General features: G+C 65.1%; 19 protein-coding genes and 1 tRNA gene. 6 read left to right on the top strand and 14 right to left on the bottom strand.

The window, feature by feature from the left end; genetic code table 11:
* The first annotated feature begins 84 nt into the window (after positions 1-84).
* From QMF81_RS01470 to QMF81_RS01455, 4 genes are read left to right on the top strand one after another with little or no spacing between them, the layout of a single operon-like run.
* Positions 85-258: a hypothetical protein gene (locus QMF81_RS01470; protein ID WP_281751326.1), complete on the top strand. Its 174-nt coding sequence runs from the start codon at positions 85-87 to the stop codon at positions 256-258.
* Between the two features lie 58 nt (positions 259-316).
* The gene (locus QMF81_RS01465; RefSeq protein ID WP_281751324.1) at positions 317-814 is read left to right on the top strand and encodes a hypothetical protein; all 498 of its coding nucleotides are present in this window, start codon (positions 317-319) and stop codon (positions 812-814) included.
* Between the two features lie 12 nt (positions 815-826).
* Positions 827-1,120, top strand: coding sequence for a hypothetical protein (locus tag QMF81_RS01460; RefSeq protein ID WP_281751322.1), 294 nt, complete (start codon positions 827-829; stop codon positions 1,118-1,120).
* Between the two features lie 14 nt (positions 1,121-1,134).
* The gene (locus tag QMF81_RS01455) at positions 1,135-2,190 is read left to right on the top strand and encodes a sulfite exporter TauE/SafE family protein (RefSeq protein WP_281751320.1); all 1,056 of its coding nucleotides are present in this window, start codon (positions 1,135-1,137) and stop codon (positions 2,188-2,190) included.
* A 73-nt stretch (positions 2,191-2,263) separates the two neighbouring features.
* Here the strand turns inward: QMF81_RS01455 and QMF81_RS01450 are convergent, their stop codons facing one another.
* From QMF81_RS01450 to QMF81_RS01440, 3 genes are read right to left on the bottom strand one after another with little or no spacing between them, the layout of a single operon-like run.
* Entirely contained in the window at positions 2,264-4,648 is a 2,385-nt protein-coding gene (locus QMF81_RS01450) for an ACT domain-containing protein (protein ID WP_281751319.1), read from the bottom strand.
* Between the two features lie 52 nt (positions 4,649-4,700).
* Complete coding sequence (locus QMF81_RS01445) at positions 4,701-5,039, bottom strand: P-II family nitrogen regulator (RefSeq protein WP_281751317.1); 339 nt, start codon at positions 5,037-5,039, stop codon at positions 4,701-4,703.
* A gap of 20 nt (positions 5,040-5,059) precedes the next feature.
* The gene (locus QMF81_RS01440; protein WP_281751315.1) at positions 5,060-6,265 is read right to left on the bottom strand and encodes an ammonium transporter; all 1,206 of its coding nucleotides are present in this window, start codon (positions 6,263-6,265) and stop codon (positions 5,060-5,062) included.
* A gap of 33 nt (positions 6,266-6,298) precedes the next feature.
* Here QMF81_RS01440 and QMF81_RS01435 point away from each other — a divergent pair, with 33 nt between their 5' ends.
* A complete protein-coding gene (locus QMF81_RS01435) occupies positions 6,299-6,598 on the top strand; it encodes a hypothetical protein (protein WP_281751312.1) in 300 nt (99 codons plus the stop codon).
* Positions 6,599-6,760: 162 nt separating this feature from the next.
* Here QMF81_RS01435 and QMF81_RS01430 read toward each other — a convergent pair whose 3' ends face one another.
* The 10 genes from QMF81_RS01430 to QMF81_RS01385 all read right to left on the bottom strand — a co-directional run bounded on the left by QMF81_RS01430 (position 6,761) and on the right by QMF81_RS01385 (position 16,957).
* Positions 6,761-7,015 (bottom strand): hypothetical protein, encoded by a 255-nt coding sequence (locus tag QMF81_RS01430; protein ID WP_281751310.1) that lies wholly within the window; start codon positions 7,013-7,015, stop codon positions 6,761-6,763.
* Between the two features lie 66 nt (positions 7,016-7,081).
* On the bottom strand, positions 7,082-8,515 hold the full coding sequence (locus QMF81_RS01425) for a hypothetical protein (protein ID WP_281751309.1): 1,434 nt from the start codon (positions 8,513-8,515) through the stop codon (positions 7,082-7,084).
* The gene (locus QMF81_RS01420) at positions 8,512-9,798 is read right to left on the bottom strand and encodes an ArsA-related P-loop ATPase (protein ID WP_281751307.1); all 1,287 of its coding nucleotides are present in this window, start codon (positions 9,796-9,798) and stop codon (positions 8,512-8,514) included. The genes QMF81_RS01425 and QMF81_RS01420 overlap by 4 nt, the downstream gene beginning before the upstream one ends.
* Entirely contained in the window at positions 9,799-10,215 is a 417-nt protein-coding gene (locus QMF81_RS01415) for a hypothetical protein (RefSeq protein ID WP_281751305.1), read from the bottom strand.
* Positions 10,216-10,342: 127 nt separating this feature from the next.
* Entirely contained in the window at positions 10,343-10,591 is a 249-nt protein-coding gene (locus tag QMF81_RS01410) for a hypothetical protein (protein ID WP_281751303.1), read from the bottom strand.
* Complete coding sequence (locus QMF81_RS01405) at positions 10,588-11,505, bottom strand: dihydroorotate dehydrogenase (RefSeq protein ID WP_281751301.1); 918 nt, start codon at positions 11,503-11,505, stop codon at positions 10,588-10,590. Before QMF81_RS01405 ends, QMF81_RS01410 begins: the two co-directional genes overlap by 4 nt.
* 12 nt (positions 11,506-11,517) lie before the next feature.
* Positions 11,518-12,282, bottom strand: coding sequence for a dihydroorotate dehydrogenase electron transfer subunit (locus tag QMF81_RS01400; protein ID WP_281751300.1), 765 nt, complete (start codon positions 12,280-12,282; stop codon positions 11,518-11,520).
* The gene (locus QMF81_RS01395; protein ID WP_281751297.1) at positions 12,279-13,847 is read right to left on the bottom strand and encodes an AAA family ATPase; all 1,569 of its coding nucleotides are present in this window, start codon (positions 13,845-13,847) and stop codon (positions 12,279-12,281) included. The genes QMF81_RS01400 and QMF81_RS01395 overlap by 4 nt, the downstream gene beginning before the upstream one ends.
* A gap of 9 nt (positions 13,848-13,856) precedes the next feature.
* Entirely contained in the window at positions 13,857-15,476 is a 1,620-nt protein-coding gene (locus QMF81_RS01390; protein WP_281751295.1) for a glycosyltransferase, read from the bottom strand.
* A complete protein-coding gene (locus tag QMF81_RS01385; RefSeq protein WP_281751293.1) occupies positions 15,473-16,957 on the bottom strand; it encodes an ATP-binding cassette domain-containing protein in 1,485 nt (494 codons plus the stop codon). The genes QMF81_RS01390 and QMF81_RS01385 overlap by 4 nt, the downstream gene beginning before the upstream one ends.
* 108 nt (positions 16,958-17,065) lie before the next feature.
* On the opposite strand from QMF81_RS01385, the gene QMF81_RS01380 reads away from it, so the two are divergent.
* Positions 17,066-17,141: transfer RNA gene (locus tag QMF81_RS01380), tRNA-Ala, on the top strand.
* Positions 17,142-17,235: 94 nt separating this feature from the next.
* Here QMF81_RS01380 and QMF81_RS01375 read toward each other — a convergent pair.
* Positions 17,236-17,958 (bottom strand): diguanylate cyclase, encoded by a 723-nt coding sequence (locus QMF81_RS01375; RefSeq protein WP_281751291.1) that lies wholly within the window; start codon positions 17,956-17,958, stop codon positions 17,236-17,238.

Raw genomic sequence — 17,958 nt, 5'->3', positions numbered from 1 at the left:
TATTTCAAGGATTTTTTTTGAAGGCCGTGCCTGGCATGATCCTTGGTTAGGTGAAGATGCAACAATCAAACCTGGAGGATCAGTATGACAGCGCTTCGGGAAGAAATCGAACGGTCGTTCGCGGCGGTGGCCTTTGCCGAACGTGGACGCGTGGAAGAGGCCCGGTGGCTTTTGCGCGGTGAGGACAAGCGGACGGTGCAGCGGGAGCAACAGCAGCCGGCAACACAGCGCCCTCGTCCCACTATGCGGGCGGAGTAGACACATGGGAAAGGGGAGATCGCACGGCAGCCGCTCTCGCGTTCCTGCGGGGGTGCGTATGCGCCAGCGGGGGCGGTTGCGGGATGTCTGGGAGGAATTTGGCGAGGCTTTTGCCCTGGCCGAGGCCGGCGAGCAACTGCTCGCGCAGGAGGTGCTGCGGCGCGGTTCTTCCCAAGGGCGTCGCATCCTCGTCTTGGGGCACGGGGCGGGCTTCCCATCGGTGCTGGCGGAGTATGCATTGGGACTGGCGCAGCGCATGGATTACGAAGTCGTCTTTTGCAACGTGCGGGACGCCGGTGGCGGGGGCACGGCCGCCATGCGCCAGCATCTGGAAGAAACTTTTACGGCCCAGGCCGAGCAATCGGTACAGCCGTGGCTGGAGCGCGCCCGGCAGATGGGGGTGGTCGCCCGCCATGTGGTGCGCAGCGGATGTGTGACCGCGCAGGTGGAGTCCATCTGTCATGAGCTGGGCCGCGTGGAACTGGTGTTGAGTGGGCCGGACGAGTCCATGTGTTTGGAAGGTCATGTATCATCTCCACTGTTCACAGTGGAATAACAAGGAGGAGCTATGCAGAGTGGAACGAAGAAGCCCATAGGGAAAACGCTGCTCTTCGGCGTACTTTCGGCTGCGTTCTATGCAGCGGTATTTGCGTACGCAGATTTGATTGCCGCGTATTTTTCCCAGGGCTCGTGGTGGGCGGCAGGTCCCATCGCAACGGTGTTCATTGTTTCCTATCTTTACGGAAACTTTACCTCGAACCTGTGGACATGCCTTGGGGTTGAGGCCAAGCGGGTGCACAAGCGCGTGGAAAAGCCCGCCGAAGTGCGTCCCCAGATGCGTGCGACACTCCATGCCGAGTAAGGAGCTGGACTATCATGGATATGCTTGCGTTGGATACCTCGAAGTTTATTGAGTTGAGCTTCCAGGCCATTTCGTTTCTGTTCATTGTCGGATTTGTGGGCGGACTGGTGAGCGGGTTCATTGGCTCTGGCGGCGCTTTCGTGCTGACTCCGGGCATGATGAGCCTCGGTGTTCCCGGGACGGTGGCGGTGGCGAGCAATATGTGCCACAAATTCCCCAAGGCCCTGGTGGGCGCCATCAAGCGTTTTCGCTACGGCCAGGTGGACATCAAGCTCGGCCTGATCATGGCGGCGTCCGCGGGCGTGGGCGTGCAGCTCGGTATCATGATCCAGCACTATATCCTGGAGCGTTGGGGGCAGGCGGGCTCCAATCTGTACGTGAGCCTGGCCTTCGTGCTCGTGCTGGTCTCCGTGGGGAGCTATGTGGCCCGGGACGCCATCTCCTGCGTGCGCTGCGGCGGCGTGGAGACGGTCGGCGCGCTCGCCAAGCGCATCCAGCGCATTGAGCTGTGGCCCATGATCACCTTCAAGACCGCCGGCGTTCGGGTTTCCCTGTGGGTGACCCTCCCCGTGGGTCTGGCCACCGGCATGCTGGCGGCCACCATTGCGGTGGGCGGTTTTATCGGGGTGCCCGGCATGATCTACGTCCTTGGGGTCTCCGGTTTGGTGGCTTCGGCCACGGAGCTGGTGATCGCCTTTGTCATGGGCCTGGGCGGCTCCATCAATTGGGCTTTGCATGGGATGGTGGATATCCGTCTCGTCCTGATCATCCTGTCCGGCTCGCTTTTGGGGGTCCAGTTGGGCGCCATCGGGACCACGTATGTCCGGGATTATATGGTCAAGGGCGTCATGGCCACTATCATGCTCATTGTTGCGGTCAGCCGCTGCCTGGCCATTCCCAAGTATCTGGTGCAACTGAATCTGCTGGAAATGTCCGACTCCGTGGTCACGCTCTTGGGCCATGTGAGCTACGGCTTCATGTGCCTGGCGCTGCTCGTGGGGGCAGGCATCATCCTGGGCGCCATCTGGTTTGCCCGGCGGGCGGAAAAGACTGCGCTGGTCGCATCCTGAGTATCCTTCAAGAACACGATACACTGGCGCCGGCTGTCCGCACAGGGTGGCCGGCGCCGGTGCTTTGGGACGCTTACTCGGTCTGGAGCCGACGGAGGATGGCGGCAAGGAGCGGCTGGAGCGTAGAGCTCAACCGCCAGGAAGCGTTGGGGGCTTGCTGGAGGAAGAAGATATCGTGGATGTGATCTCCATGGGTGGCGATCTTGGCGGCCTGCACACTTACCCCGTGCAGGGCCAGTTCCCAGGTGATGTCGAAGAGCCGCCCGGGCCGGTCGCTGGCGCGGACTTCGAGGATGGCCTTTTCGGCATCGAGGCGCACTTGTGGCTTGGGACCGGGTGGAGGTTGGCGGCGCAGGGGGGATTTGCCCCGGGCCGCGATGCGAGTGGCCAGGGCGTGGGGATCGGTGAGGCTGGTGCGGGCCTCTTTGGTGAAGGCTGGCCAGAAGTAGGCGGCGTCGGTTTCCGGCAGACGCACGACGAAGAGGTCCATGGCGGTGCCCCCTCGTGTGGTGAAGATTTCGGCGTTGAGGATATCAGCCCCCTTGATGGCGAAGCACCCGGCCAGGGTGGCGAAGAGAGCGGGTTGATCCGGGGCCATGACCGCGCACTTCCAGACTTGGGGATCCTGGTCATGCACGGACCAGGCCAGGGTGTGGAGAGTCTGGGGGGCGCTGCGCTGGCGGGCGAAGAGCTCGGCCATGCGGTGCAGGTCTGCGTCGCTGATGCGCTCTCGGGCGGGCTCGGGAAGCTCTCGAAGAAAGTCTTGGGGGAGTTTATCACGGGACGGCGCGCGCAGGGGACGGCCCTGGAGTGCCCGGGCGGTCTTGGCGCAGAGCTCCTCCACCAAGAGGCTGCGCCACGTGTTCCAGGCTGCAGGCCCAGTGGCCATGGCGTCGGCCACGGCGAGGTGCGCTAGGGCAGCCAGACGTTCGGGGGTCTGCACCTTGTGGGCGACGGCGTGAATGGTGGCGGAATCGTTCAGGTCGCGTTGCGTGGCCACCTGGAAGAGGGTGAGGTGCTCGGCGATAAGGAAGGAGACCGTGTCGATGTCCGTCTCGGCCTCCCCAAGGCGGATGAGCAGGTGGCGGGCGAGGATGCTGCCGCGCACCTCATGGCGGGGCTGGGGTTTTCCCATGTCGTGGAGAAGTCCTGCCCACACCAGGGCGCGGTGGTCCTTGGGGGCTGTGGGGAGCGTTTCGAGCCAGGGCGCGGCGAGGAGCAGCTTTTGGGGCTGGGCAAGAAGCATGGCGCAGCGCAGGCTGTGCCAGCCCACCGGGTGGCGGTGCCAACCGTCCAGGGGCACCACGGAAAGACTGGGTGCGAGCTCCGGGAAAAGGATGCGCAAAAGCCCTAAGTCCAGGAGCGCGGCGAAGGCGGCTTCTCCGAAGGGGGCGTGGAGGATATCGTGGAGCCAGGTGGCAAGGTGCGGGGTGAGCGCTGCCGCCTGTTCGGCACTCAGGCGGAGCAGGGCCCCTTGGGCGGAGAAGCTGGGGGGGATGCCGGTGTGGGCCGCTGTCTCGATGAGGCGCAGCACCAGATGCGGGTGCGCGCCGGGGTCTTCGGCAAAGCCCAGACCGCCGGGGGTATGGCGGATGCCGTCGCAGCGGCGGCCTGGCGGCCGGCGTTTGCGCTCCATGCGGCCCAGGACTTCGCGCACCATGGCGCAGCGCGCCAGGCGGATGCGGGCCATGGCCTCTTGCAAACGTTGGGAGAGCGCGGGCCGCGAGGTGCCAAGGCGTTGGGCCACGGCGTCTTGGAGTTCGGCGGAAAGCACGTCGTGACGCCGTTGGGTGGTGCAGTGCAGGGCGCAGCGCACCTGACGGATGGTCTGCGCCGCAGCACACAAGGCCTCCAGCTGATCTGGGGCCAACACCCCGAGGTCGAGAAACCGTGCCCCTTCCCGACCGGGAAAGGCGGCGGCGAGCCAGCCTAAGTGGTGCCAATGCCGCAGGCCGCCGGGGCTGTGTTTGAGGTCCGGCTCGATGCAGGCGTATTCGGTAGGGCCGTTTGCGGCGATCCACTGCACGAAGGTGCGGCGCGCGGCGGAGGTGAGGATGCGGCGAACACCCTGGCGGAGCTCCGGAAACAGCCCTGCTGGGTCTGGGCCGATGGGCCGCGCAGACAGCAGCCCTGCCAGGACCTTGGGATCTTGGGCCGCGAGCTCCAGGGTTTCGGCGGGGGTACGGACGCTGTAGTCCACCTGCATCCCGCTGTCCCACAGGGGGTAGACGATGCTTTGGACCCAGCGGCCGCTGTCTTCAGCAGGCAGATGCGGTGGCCGCAGCAGGCAGATGTCCAGGTCCGAGCCCGGGGCGAGCTGGCTGAGGCCAAAGCCGCCCACTGCCAGCACGCAGCCGGGGAACCCTTGGGCGAGCACCGCCACCGCGGCCGTCATGATGCGGGAAAGGGCCCGCTCCATGGGTCGGCCGCAGGGCAGTGCCAGGGCCCGGCGGCGCAAGCCCTGGACTCGTTCGAGAACCTGCGTTCCCGGGGGGTGCGGTGCTGGGCGGTCAGATGGCGGCCTCACCGGTTTCTCCGGTACGGATGCGCATGGCGTCGTCCACGGGCAGGACGAAGATCTTGCCATCACCCACCTGGCCGGTGATGGCCGCTGCTCGGGCGGCTTCCACCACGGCAGGGGCGAGGGCGTCCTCGCATACCACCTCGATCTTTACCTTGGCCACGAAGTCCACCTGGTATTCGGCCCCGCGGTAGATTTCCTTGTGTCCCCGCTGGCGGCCAAAGCCTTTGACTTCGGTGATGGTCATACCGCGTACGCCTGCAGCGGTGAGGGCTTCTTTGACTTCATCCAGCTTGAAGGGTCGGATGATGAATTCGATCTTTTTCATGGAGCGCTCCTTATGTCTGGCTACCATTGATAGCCCGTTTCACGGTGTTCGTTGACGTCCAAGCCCCGGGTTTCGTCTTCGGGCGACACGCGCAGCCCCAGCGTCGCATCGACGACCTTGAAGAGCACATAGCTCATGAGAAAACAAAAGACCCAGGTGCCCACCACCGAGACGAACTGGATCCATAATTGGGCCGGATTGCCGGCAAGGAGTCCACGGAATTCTCCAAAATGAGCAAAAACCCCCGTGCCCAGTGCCCCTAAGGTGCCGCCCACACCGTGGATGCCGACCACGTCCAAGGCGTCGTCATAACCGAACCGGTTTTTCTGGAGCACGGCCCAGTAGCAGACCGCCCCGGCCGCCAGGCCCAGGAGAAGCGAAGCCCCCACCGACACATAGCCCGCCGCCGGAGTGATGGCCACAAGCCCAGCTACGGCACCCGAGACCGCGCCCAAGGTGGTGGCCCTGCCCCGGTGCCGCCACTCCACGGCCACCCAGGACAAGGCCCCGGCGGCAGCGGCGAAATGGGTGGTGGCAAAGGCCATGGCGGCTTGTGCGTTGGCGGCCAAGGCGGAGCCGGCGTTGAAGCCGAACCATCCGAACCAGAGGATGCCGGCGCCGAGGATGGTCATGGGGAGGTTGTGGGGAATGTGGGCCTCTTTGCGGAATCCGTGCCGCGGGCCGATGACCAGGCAGCCGGCCAAGGCCGCGGCGGCCGAGCACATGTGCACCACTGCCCCGCCGGCGAAGTCCAGAGCCCCCATCTTGCCCATCCAGCCGCCCCCCCAGACCCAATGGGCCATGGGGCAGTACACCAACACGAGCCACAGCCCCGAGAACACGAGAAACGGCGCAAAACGCATGCGTTCGGCAAAGGCGCCGGTAATGAGGGCCGGGGTGATGACCGCGAACATGCATTGAAAGATCATGAAGGCTATGGGCGGGATGCTAAGGGTCCAGCCTTCCGGGGCCTCACCGCCCACCCCGGCAAGGAGCAGGTGGTCCAAGGCGCCGATGATGCCGCCTACATCCGTGCCAAAGGCCAGGGTGTAGCCGACGACCGCCCAAAGGACGCTCACCAGGCCGAGCAGGATGAAACTCTGCATGAGGGTGGCGAGCACGTTCTTGGCGCGCACCATGCCGCCGTAAAACAGGGCGAGCCCCGGAGTCATGAACATCACCAGGGCCGCGCTCATGAGCACAAAACCGGTATCTGTCGCATCCATGGGATTCCTCCTTTGAAGATTCGAGATGTTCCCATGGGCCTTGGCAAAAAGCAGGCCAGACGTCCGCACCATGCCGCGGGCGCCCGGCAGATCCTCATTGATCCGGATGTGGTGCCAAGGCGTTTTGCCTCGTGGCAAGGCACCTCGTCGCGGCACCTGTTCGCGGCGGTCGCGTCAATCACCCGGAATGATTGGTTTTTGTGCACCCCCCCCATAGGCTGGTTTGCCCGGTCGTTGAAAAGTCTCTCAACAGCTCGATATTACTTTTTTGAAAAAAACTACCCCATAATGAAGGGGAGGATTTCGCATTTTTTGCCAGAAGACTGGGATTGAGAGTACATTTTTGAAAAATAGCAGTTTTTTCAAGGTAAAATTCAAAAATGCGCGCTCCCATGGTCTGGGAGACGCGTGGCGTTTGAGTCTGAACTGGTCTTCTGGCGTAGGTCCCAATGGCCCAGCATCGAGCCGTGGCCGATAGGACGCGTGGCGCTTTATTTAGTCTGAACTGGTCTTCGGGCTCTGCGTTTCGAACTCGCGCATCAGGATGTCTTTCAGGCAGCGGCGGCAGATATCGGTGTTGTGGACCCCGGTGAGGCGCATCTCCAAGGCTGGGGCCAGTTCACCCTTCTGGCCGCCGAGGCGGGCGAGGTTGGTGGGGTCGGCGATGGTGAGGGTGTAGCGCTCCTCGAAGATGCCGTCCGTGAGCCCCTGGATCTCCACTCCGCAGATATCGCAAAAGCGGCGGATCATCGAGGGATCAACAAAAAGCTGCTATCAACTTTTCGGTGAGAGCCGGTGCATGCTTCTCGTTGTGGCTCAACGATTCGGTTTGACACCTCCACGGCGTCCAAGCCCAAATCCGACCCGATACAGGTCCGGCATATCAATCCGCCCATCTTGACGCATGGTGAAGACGCCGATCCGCTGCAAGTCTTCCCGCACGCCCTCCCAACCTTGTTCGGCATGCGCAGGCAACATACCCTGGCCGCTCAGCATTCCGGGCCCATCAGGATAACGCTCGGACCAAAGATTGAGTATGTTTGCGAATTCACAAGGCACACTCTGCCCTCTCAGCGGGGCGAGCACATCCCGGATCCACGGGTAATCCTCGGCAATCTCATCGACCCGGATGCGGGAGGCCGATTGGATGCCACGTTTGATGCTTTCGTAATGAAGCGCGAGAGGGTGGTCGGGATAACGGGCAAGACTATCGTCCGCCGCACTTTTGATGGCGGCGAGGAACGAGCGGGGGGAGGTTTGGCCATGCCCGTCGGCCAGGTGGCTCACACTCCAGACATAAGGAACGCCGCGACGGGCGTCTTTGCCCATCTTGTCACCCGCCAGCTTTTCGAAAAGCCGGCGCAAAGCGGTTTCGCTCTGCAACTCGACGGGCAATCGCCAGACGCCATTTTCTGCATGGAAATTTAAGCCATTAGGGAGCAAGGTCCGCACGATGGCACGCAATGCCTCCCCATCCTCCCCCGGTACATTGATCAATCTTTGCCAGAGCATCGCATGCAGATCGTGCCGCTCCCAGGTAAGCTCGACCCGGGTGGCGAGCAGCTTCGACGCGTCAGGAAAAGCCGTTACCTCACGCTCGATTTGGTCGGGACGGACAAAAACCTTGGTGCGCAGACGCTTGAATCCACGCACCCACAAGGAGGCACGCAGGAGCGCCGAAACGATCTGATCCATGCTTTGCCAGTCGTCCGAAACACGGTCAAGCGCATCGAAGAGGATCAGTCCATACTGCCCGTTTTCCAGAAATTGACGGTCTGCCGCTTCCGCAACGCAGGCAACCCCTTCAGGGTCATCGACGACGTACCGCACCCGCTCAACCCAGGTTTCAGGAATCGCATTTTCGCCAAGCCAGCGCGCCAGATGACAAAAGATGACGGCACGCCAGATCGCATACGGCTTGAAACCTTTGTCGAGAAGGCTGGCGAGTATGTCTTTGTCTGGGAAATCCTTGTTGTTTGGGGTCGCTGCATAGCCGACAGCGATTCTGGTTTGCGCCAGAGCAGGCTCCTGTCTTCCGATCAATGACCGGAGTTGTTCATCTCGCAGTGCGGCGGTCCAAAAGGACTTGCCAACCCCCCGCGCGCCGACGACCAGGACTGATTCTCTGCCGAGTGCCTTGCGATGTGCCCGAGGGAGGTACAGGATCTCGGCGCGCGGGGCCTCACGCTGATCGTTTTCGAACGGCACAGCGCTGATCGCTGCTCTGATCTCGTGAACGGATATCGTCATGCCATAGTCTCCCGAACGAGGAGGCGTTCGATATGGTCCAACAGCGGACCAAACACGGCACGAACATCATCGGCATCGCCACGACGCTGGTGGAGGCTCGGTAATCCAAACCAGCCGCGATTCCACCGAATGGCGAGCGGATAGTGCGGCGCCGTCTCGTTTTCCGGTGCGAAGTTCCAGCCCTCGGAATCATCCGGGCCGACTTCGTCGTAGATGGCGGAAAAGAGCTCCCAGGCATCCTCCCTGAGTTGCTCCAGATAGGCGGCCCGCCCCGCATCGTCGGGCACGAGCCCCGCGACCAATTGCAGCCGTTGGCGAATGTCGTGAACGCTCCCCCAACGTTGCCAATGGTCGAACAGGACGCGGTATCCGGACCACGTTTGTCGCCCAGCAATCGCAAACAGCAAAACCGCCGCCGCGCCCAGATCGGTGACGCACGCCGAGGCTACCTCGTCAATCCCAGCACGCGAGTCGATCAGGATCACATCGGGTCGTAACGTGTTTTCAAGCGCGTCCAAAAGGCGGCATAGCCGTGCTGACCAAGGTTCGTGCGCGCCTGCCTTGCCGATCTTCGGCATCCAGACCCGGCCGAGTTTGGCGATGTATTCGCCGGGGTTCGCGCCGTGTGCAGGGACGACGAAAAGCGGCGCAGGGGTATTGAAACCCGCCTCTGCATAGAGATCAGGGAGAACCGTTTCACCGTTGTCGACAAGATCCTCTACCAGCCAGTCGGTGACGCCAAAGGGCGGCAGCCGATCAGGGGTCAACACCGCATTCGACAGCCCGGGTGATTCGAGATCTATATCGATCACGAGTACCGTGCGGTCTTGTTGTGCCAGGCTCCAGGCAATCGCCGCGAGCGCCGTCGAGCGACCCACCCCACCCTTGATGGAGAAGAAGACGACGCGCGGCGCACCTGGGGATTCAGGGGCGATCTTTGCCCAATTGCCTTCTGTGGCCAGACGATCGATCACCCAAATATGATTAAGGCCTTCCATCTCAAAATGGCTTGTCCCCATGCACACCGCTTCGCGGTTCGCCTCGAACAAGATGCCCGAGGCAACGGGATAGGCATGCGGGGCGATGCGCTCGGCAAGGGCGCGATAGAGCGTTTCGAGCGTTTGACGCGTTGCTTCGTTGCGTTCGGCCTCTTCCGGCGCGATCAACCGCACCCGCCCGTTGAGGTCACGGTTGATGGCCAGCCATCCCAAGTGCGCTATGGATTGGCGGTGCGCTTTGAGGACCTCTACTGCACCAGGTAGAATTTGGTCAAAGGTCGTCATTTATATCAGTCCCTCCCAGCGCGCTTTCTGGATCAACTGACCGACTGCTTCTGCCCCCGATCGGTGCGCTTCGACACGGTCCCGATTGAAATTGGATCGATGGGCGTAACGTTGACCCACATCCCAATCGTCAAAGGGATTGGGTGTGGTCAGCGCATAACCGGCCCCCAGGTGATGGCCACAGCGATAGCTTTCGTAGCGCGCCCAGAGGATATCAGCGTGTTTGCGATCTGATCCAATGGCGGGGCGGTCATTCGACGTGTCGTAAGGCATACCGAAGGCGAGCATTAACCGCTTCAGTCCGCATTCGGCCGCAATGCCGTATAGATGGTCGGCATTGGCCCAGTGTTGGGTCTGAAAAAGTAGTTCGGCATCTTCCCTGTGCCGCTCGTGTGCATCCAGATAATCCGTCTGCATAGTTCCTCTTTGCACGTCCCATACTCCAAAATATTCCAATTGCATCTCCAGCTCTAGAACAGCATGCCCCTCGGTACGCCGAACCCTTCGTCGTTGAGAACCTTGCGTGCTGCGACGTTGCCTCTGTTTAGGTCTTCTCCTTGGCGCGTGTTTCGAACTCGCGCATCAGGATGTCTTTCAGGCAGCGGCGGCAGATATCGGTGTTGTGGACCCCGGTGAGGCGCATCTCCAAGGCTGGGGCCAGTTCCCCCTTCTGGCCGCCGAGGCGGGCGAGGTTGGTGGGGTCGGCGATGGTGAGGGTGTAGCGCTCCTCGAAGATGCCGTCCGTGAGCCCCTGGATCTCCACTCCGCAGATATCGCAAAAGCGACGGATCATCGGGATACCTCCTTGAGGCAGCCGCGGAATTCTTCCCACGCGCCGATGCCCAGGGTCTCCGCCAGGGCCTGGACCTCGTCCACCAAGGTGAACACCCGGTCCGGGCGCATGAACGATGCCGTGCCCACCTGCACGGCGCTGGCGCCCACCAGGATGAACTCGAGCACGTCCTCGGCGCTCACGATGCCGCCCATGCCGATGACCGGGATATCGACCGCCCGGCAGACGGCGTGGACCATGCGCAGGGCCACGGGCTTGATGGCCGGGCCGGACAGGCCGCCGGTACCGGTGGCCAGGCGCGGGGCGCGGGTGCGGATGTCCACGGCCATGCCGGTGAGGGTGTTGATGAGCGAGAGCATGGTGGCGCCTGCGGCCTCGGCGGCCCGGGCCATGGCCGTGATGTCCGTCACATTGGGGCTCAGCTTGACGATGACGGGCTTGCCCTGGGCCGCGGCCACCACGGCGCGGGTCACGGTTTGCAGGGCCTCGGGGTCTTGGCCGAACTGCACGCCGCCCCGGCGTACGTTGGGGCAGGAGACGTTGACTTCCAGGGCGGCGATGCGTTCCTCCGCCCCCAGGACGCCGGCGAGTTCGGCGAATTCCTCCGGGCTTTGGGCGTAGAGGTTGGCGATGATGGGCACTTCCGGCGGCAGGAAGGGGAGTTTTTGCTGCAAAAAGACTTCCACCCCCACGTTTTGCAGGCCGATGCTGTTGAGCATGCCGCAGGGGGTCTCGGCGATGCGCGGCATAGGGTTGCCTTCCCGGGGCTTCAGGGAGAGCCCCTTGACGCAGATGGCCCCCAGGCGGCGCAAATCGCCGTAGCGGGCGAACTCCAGGCCGTAGCCGAAGGTGCCCGATGCCGGGATGATGGGGTTTTTGAGGGTGAGTCCTGGCAGATGGACGGTGGTATCCATAGGGGCCTCCCGTTAGTCCCAGGTGAGGGCGCGCACGTCGAACACCGGTCCGTGCACGCAGGTTTGGACGCGCTCGCCCGAGGCCGTGGTCGCCACACAGCCCAGGCACGCCCCGACCCCGCAGCCCATGCGGTTTTCCAGGGACACCTGGCCGGGCACCCCATGCTCCAGGCACAGCCGGGCCACGGCCCGCAGCATGGGGGTGGGACCGCAGCACAGCACCAGACCTTGGGGGCCCAGGGCCTTGATGCGGCGGGAGAGCTCTTCCGAAAAGGCCTCGATGTCCGCGCCGGAGGTCTGGCGCATGGCCTCGCTGGGGATGCGCTGGGCCATCTCGTGGTAGATGGGGTAGGCAGTCAGCGGCAGGCGGTGGCCGAAGAGGAGCTGGGCCTGGGGGAGACGAAACGGGTCTTCGGCAAACAGTCCAAAGGCGGCGAGTCCGATGCCTCCGGCCAGAAACAGGGTCGGGGTCTCGGGTTTGGTCGAAAACCCCCGTCCTAGCGGTCCCCAGACGGTGACTGCGTCGCCGGGCCGCAGGGCTGCCAGGCGCTCGGTCCCGCGACCGATGACCTGGAACACCACCCGCAGACCGGCCTCATCGCAGCGGTAGATGGAAAAGGGCCGGCCCCAGGTGAGTTCCTGGCCGAAATTCGCGGGCCGGAGCATGACGAACTGGCCGGGTTTGGGTTTCCAGGGCACCGGCGCGAGGGTGAGGTCCACGATACTGGGGTCGGGCCCAGGGGTGACGGCCTGGACCGTGAGCTGGGTGGTATTCATAGCGGCTCCTCTCCGGCCATGCGGGCGAGCTCCGCACGGCGCTGGGCGTCGTCCAGAAGGCGGCAGATGCTTTGGGTGACGCCGTTTTCCACGATCTTCTGGATGGAAAAATGGCGGGTGGCGTGCTGGGCCAGCTGCGGCCAATGGGTGACCAGGAGGATCTGCTGGCGCTCGGCCAGGCGGCGGATGCGTGCAGCCACCTGCAGGAGGGTGGTGCCGCCGATGCCGGCATCGATCTCGTCGAACACGAGGGTGGGGAGCTTGTGGGCGGCCAAAAGCCCGGTGACGGCCAAGAGAAAGCGGGAAAGCTCGCCGCCGGAGGCGATGCGGTCGAGTGGCTGGGGCGGCAGTCCCGGGTTGGGGGCCCACAGAAAGCGCGGCCGCAGCTCCTGCACCCCGTCGGCGACGCGCACCGGCGAAAACTCCGCGAACACGGCCACCTGCTCCGGGAAGCCCAGGGAGGTGAGCTCTTCCACCAGGGCGCGGGTGAGGCGGTCTGCCGCATGGGCGCGCGCCTCGTCGAGGGCCTGGGTTGCGCGGCGGGCGGCTTCTTGGGCGGCCGCTTTTTCCCGGACCAGGCGCCGGCGTTCGAGGTCTGCGGCATCCAGGTACGAGAGGTTGGCGCTGATCTCTTCTTCCAGGCGCACCAGTTCCTCGATGGGGCGGCGCAGACGGCGGGAGAGGGATTGGAGTTCGAAGAGGCGGCGCTCCACCTGATCCAAATCCACGCTGTCCGCGTCGCGCAGCATCTGCCCAAGGGCGCGCTCGAGCTGCGTCAGGTGCTCGCGCATCGCGGCAAGGCCGCTCAAGCTCTCTTCGATGGCGGGCAGCTGGGGGCGTATGGCCTCGATACCATGGAGCACCCGTTCCAGGGCCCCCATTTGCGCCAAGAGGCCGCTTTCGCTGCGCAGGAGCTCGTGCGCCTCGCCGGAGAGGTCCCGCAGCTTGGCCGTGGAGCGGGCGCTTTCCCGCAGTGCCAAAAGTTCTTCCTCTTCGCCTGCCCGGGGGGCCACCTTGCGGATCTCCCCCAGCTGGTATTCCAAAAAGTCCCGCCGCCCTTGGAGGTCGGCCACGCGGGCGTCCACCTCGGCCAGGGCGGCCTCCGCCTGACGCAGGGCCTCCAGGGCGGCGTGCTGCTGGTTGAGGACTGCCGGGTCGTCCAGAAAGGCGTCCACGAGACGCACGTGCTCCTGGGGGGCGAGCAGGCGCTGTTGGCCGTGCTGGCCGGTGATGAGCATCAGGTCTTGGGCCAGGGCCGTCACTTCCGCCTGCGGGGTGAGCTGGCCGTTGACCTGAAAGCGGCTGCGGCCGGCGGCGGTGATCTCCCGGCGCAGGATGGTCTCGCTGCCGTCCTCGGCCACGAACAGGGCCTCCACCACGGCGCGGTCCGCTCCGGGGCGCACGAGCTCCGCCCCGCCGCGGCCGCCGAGGATGAGGCCGAGGGCGCGCAAGACCAGCGACTTTCCCGCCCCGGATTCGCCGGTGAAGACATTGATACCCGGAGCGAACTCCAGGGTGGCGTGTTCGATGAGGGCAAGATTGCGGATGGTCAGCAGCTCGAGCATGGGTATTTCCTAGGCCGGCTCTGTAGCCATAGCCGCCTCTTTTGTACAGGGAAGGAGGCGGGCCAGGGCGCCGGATGGGTCGGCGGCGTTGAGCGCGTGCGTGAAGTCCCCCAGCGCACCGTGCCGGCGGGCGGCGTCCGCGGCCAGGGCGAGCTCTTCCGCGGCCTCCTGCAGGCGGAAGGCGCGGGCATTGGTACCGGCGATGTCGAGGGCCAGGCGCCAGTCGTCGGGGGCGCGCAGGCTCAGGAAGGAAAGGGCGCCCAGACGCAGGGCCTCGTAGCCGCGCCATGGGGCGAGAAGCTCGGCCAAGCGCCGGGGAGGCTCGGGGTCTTCGGGAAAGAGTTCGTGGGCGAGGATGATGGCCTCCAGGGCCGAGGCCGGCAGGTGGCGCGTGGGGGAAAAGACGAACCCCGGCCGGCAGGGGATTCCGTGCGCCTCCCAGTACGTCGCCCAGGTGAGCAGGGCCGCGGCGTCGATGGGCTGGGACGGCGCCGGCACGTGCGCTGCGGCGTGCAGCTTGGCGGCGGCCTCCCATTGCTTAAGGCGCAGGGCTGCCAGGGCGGCGAGACCGCAGAGGACGGGGTCTTGGGGTGGGGTGAGGGCCAGGCGCTCCACTGTGGCCCGGGCGGCGTCTGGGGCGGTCTCCACTTCTAGGCGAAGGAGGGCCGCGGCGGCCTCCGGCTGCTTAGCATAAGGCAAGAGCTGGCGGCGCAGGCGCTCCGGAGGGATCTCCAGGCGTTCGGCCTCCCGGAGCACGGCGATGGTGCACCAGAAGGCGGCGTCGGCCTCGGCGCCTTGGGCGGCGTGGGACTGGCCTGGCAGGCAGTCCAGGAGCTGGCGCGCCCGGTGTTCGGGCAGGTGCTCGGCCTGTACTCGGGCATAGGCCCGGATGCCGAAAAGGCGGGCCTTGGCGGGCGAGGCGGCAAGGTCGCGCAGCATTTCTAGAAAATCGCCGCCATGTTCGTAGAGCAGGACTTCTTCGCCTGGGACGAAGAGCTCTTCCACCCCGGGCACGCGGGGGGTGAGCACGGCGCAGCCGCAGGAGGCGGCCTCCAGCAGGCGGAAGTTGATCTCGCCGAGGATGGCCTCGTTGGGGGCGATGCAGGCGTGGGCATAGGCGTCGAGCATGGCCTCGAAGGGGAGGTCGGTTTCCAGGCGAAAGCCGGGAATGCGCGTACAAAGCTCCACAAACCATCCGCGCACCGGCCGGCTGGGGCCCACGCGGCCCACGAACAGGGCGGGAGTCGTGCGTTTTTCCCATGCCACGTAGGGCCGCGGGGTGCCGGGCCAGGGGAGCCAGCGCACGTGGGGGTGTGCGCGCTGGAGGTGCTCGACCCAGCCCTTTTGCGTCGTCAGGATGGCATCGAAGAGGCGGCCGTAGGTGGTGTGCCAAAAGGCGTTCAAGTGGGTATCGATGGACCAGAAGACCTTGGGGCAGGAAAAACGGGAGAGATCCGCCAAAAAGGCGCGGGGGCCCAGGCGCTCCTGCTGGATGATGAGGTCCGGCGCAAAGCCGCCCAAAAGCGGGGCAAGGCAGCTGACCCCGTCGGGAGGGTGCAGGGGGAGCACTTCATGGCCGAGATGGGAGAGGGCCTCGCTCAGACCAAGGTCGATGGCGGCGATTTTCATGTGCGGTCGTCTCCCATGAGGTGGCGCCACGAGGGGCCCTTGGTCACTTCGACCCAAGGGCCCATGGCCGAGACGCGGCCGCCATCGAGCACCATGGCATGGGTGGCGATGGCCGCCACGTGGCGGGGGTGGTGGGTGGCCACCACCACGAGGCGCTCGTCCGTGGCCAGGGTGGCAAGGAGCGCTGCCAGGCGGTGCTGCCAGGGGGCGTCCAGGCCCGCGAAGGGCTCGTCGAGCACCAGCACCAAGGGCTGATGCACTACGGCGCGCGCCAGGTGCACCAGGCGCATCTGCCCCAGGGAGAGACTCCCCACCGGCAGCGGCAGCCACGCCTCGATGCCGAAGGCCTGCGCCAGGGTGTGGGCCGCGGCAGGGGCCCCCGGGGGCAGGGGCCGCGGGCGGCCCAGGGATCCGGAAAAGCCGGAGAGGATGGCTTCAAGCACGGTGGTCGTGGGCTCCATGGCACCGGTGAGCCAGGGGGCCAGGACGCCCATGCGTTCTTTGGCCAGAAGCACGCTCAGGGCCGGCTCCAGACGCAGGACTTCGCCGCCCGGCGCCGGATGCCGCCAACCGGAGACGAGCTGCAAAAAGGTGGACTTGCCGGCGCCGTTTTTCCCCGCCACCACCCAGGTCTCTCCGGCGTTGCCCTGCCAGGAGAGGGGCTCAAGCAGGGTGCTTCCCCCGGCCGTGACGGCAGCCTGGCGCATGGCGATGCGCACCGGCCCTGGGGGAGGTGTTGGCCGTGCAGGCAGATGGCCCCGTTGGGGACGGAATGGGGCCGCCGGAGTTGGCCGCAGCTCGCCGCGGCATATGGTGCAATGCTGCATGGGGATGTCCGGGAGTGTGTCCTCGGCGTGGGAGGTGAGGACCACACAGGCGCCCTGGGCGGCTTCTGCTTCCAGGATGCGGCGAACCAGGCGCATCCCTGGAGGGTCCAAGGCCAGTTGCCATTCGTCCACCAACAGGAGGGACGGCCGGCCCAGGATGGCCCGGGCCAGGAGGGCGCGCTGCATCTCACCGCTGGAGAGGGTGTGGATGGGCCGGGAGAGCAGCGGGGCGAGGGCAAGCTTTTCCGCCACCACACCGACGTCTGCATGGACGCCCTCCGGCACAGGGCCGTAGAGGAGCGGTGTTCCCATGGCCCCGGCGGCGAGAAGGTCGTGGACGGGAAGGCGTGGGTGGTGTTCCTGGAACCAGGCGGCCTGATGTGGCGTGATGAGACGGATCCAGGGCCGGGCGGCCAGGGGAGATGTCGAGCGCTGGCCGTGGATGGAATAGAGGCGTGCAGGCGGCCTGCCGGGGAGGTCCTGGGGCCAGATCTCTGCGGCAAGCAGACGCAGGAGCGTGGTCTTGCCGGCCCCGTTTTCCCCGTGGATGAAGGCGTGGGAAGTGAGATCGAAGTCGATGGATCGCAGGACGGTGCGTCCAGCGAGGCGCACCTGGGCCTGGCGGAGGTGGACGGAAAGCGGTGGTCGTTGCATGGCGGGCGGTGTAGCAGGGGCGCCGGGTTCTCGCCAGCAGGGAAAAAGCGAAAATTAGGTGTTGACAACGGGCGTGCTTTTCTCCAAAAGCGCCTTCGCACGTCGCGTGGGGCTGTAGCTCAGCTGGGAGAGCGCTTGAATGGCATTCAAGAGGTCGTCAGTTCGATCCTGATCAGCTCCACCACCCAAACCAGCGACGTTTTCAAAACTCCCTTGAATGCCGCACGCAAACCGCCGCAAGGCGGTTTTCGTGTTTCTGGGCCAGGCGGCGCTCGGGTTTAGAGCTCGCCGGTATCCTCTTCCCAAAACACACGGTTGCGGCCGGCGTTTTTGGCCCGGTAGAGCTGGGCGTCGGCCCGCTGCAAGATTTCGGCAGGAGATCCGTTGCGGTGGGGCCAGAGGGTCACCCCGCCGATGCTGACCGTCAGTACGCCGAAGTCGGAGCCTTGGTGGGGGATGGCCAAGGTTTCGATGTGGTGCCGTACCATGCGGCAGAGCTTGCGCGCCCCGTTGCGGGAGGCGTGCGGCAGCAGGATGACGAACTCCTCGCCGCCGTAGCGGGCGACGAGGTCGCCCGGCCGCTTGGCGGCGGAGGTCAAGGCTTGAGCCACCTGACGCAGGGCCCGGTCGCCGGCGCCGTGGCCGTAGGTGTCGTTGAAGGACTTGAAGTGGTCGATATCCACCATGGCCAGCGACAGGGGCTCGTGGATGCGCTGGCAACGCCCCCATTCCTGCTCCAGGGTGCGGTCCAGGGCGCGGCGGTTGGGGATTTCCGTGAGCGGATCGAGCAAGGCCAGCTCCTGCAAGAGTTCCTGCTGCCGGAGCATAGTGAGGAAGTTGCGCACCCGGGCCCGCAGGATTCCGGCCCGCAGCGGCTTGGTGAGGTAGTCTACGGCCCCGAGTTCCAAACCCGTTTCTTCGTCCTCCGCGCTTTCTAATGCCGTGACGAAGATGATGGGAATATGCTGGGTGGCGGGATTGGCCTTGAGACGCTTGCACAC

It is taken from the genome of Thermodesulfomicrobium sp. WS, from assembly GCF_027925145.1.
GTDB lineage: Bacteria > Desulfobacterota > Desulfovibrionia > Desulfovibrionales > Desulfomicrobiaceae > Thermodesulfomicrobium.
Note: the sequence above shows the minus strand (reverse complement) of the source record. Positions and strands in the feature narration are given on the sequence as shown.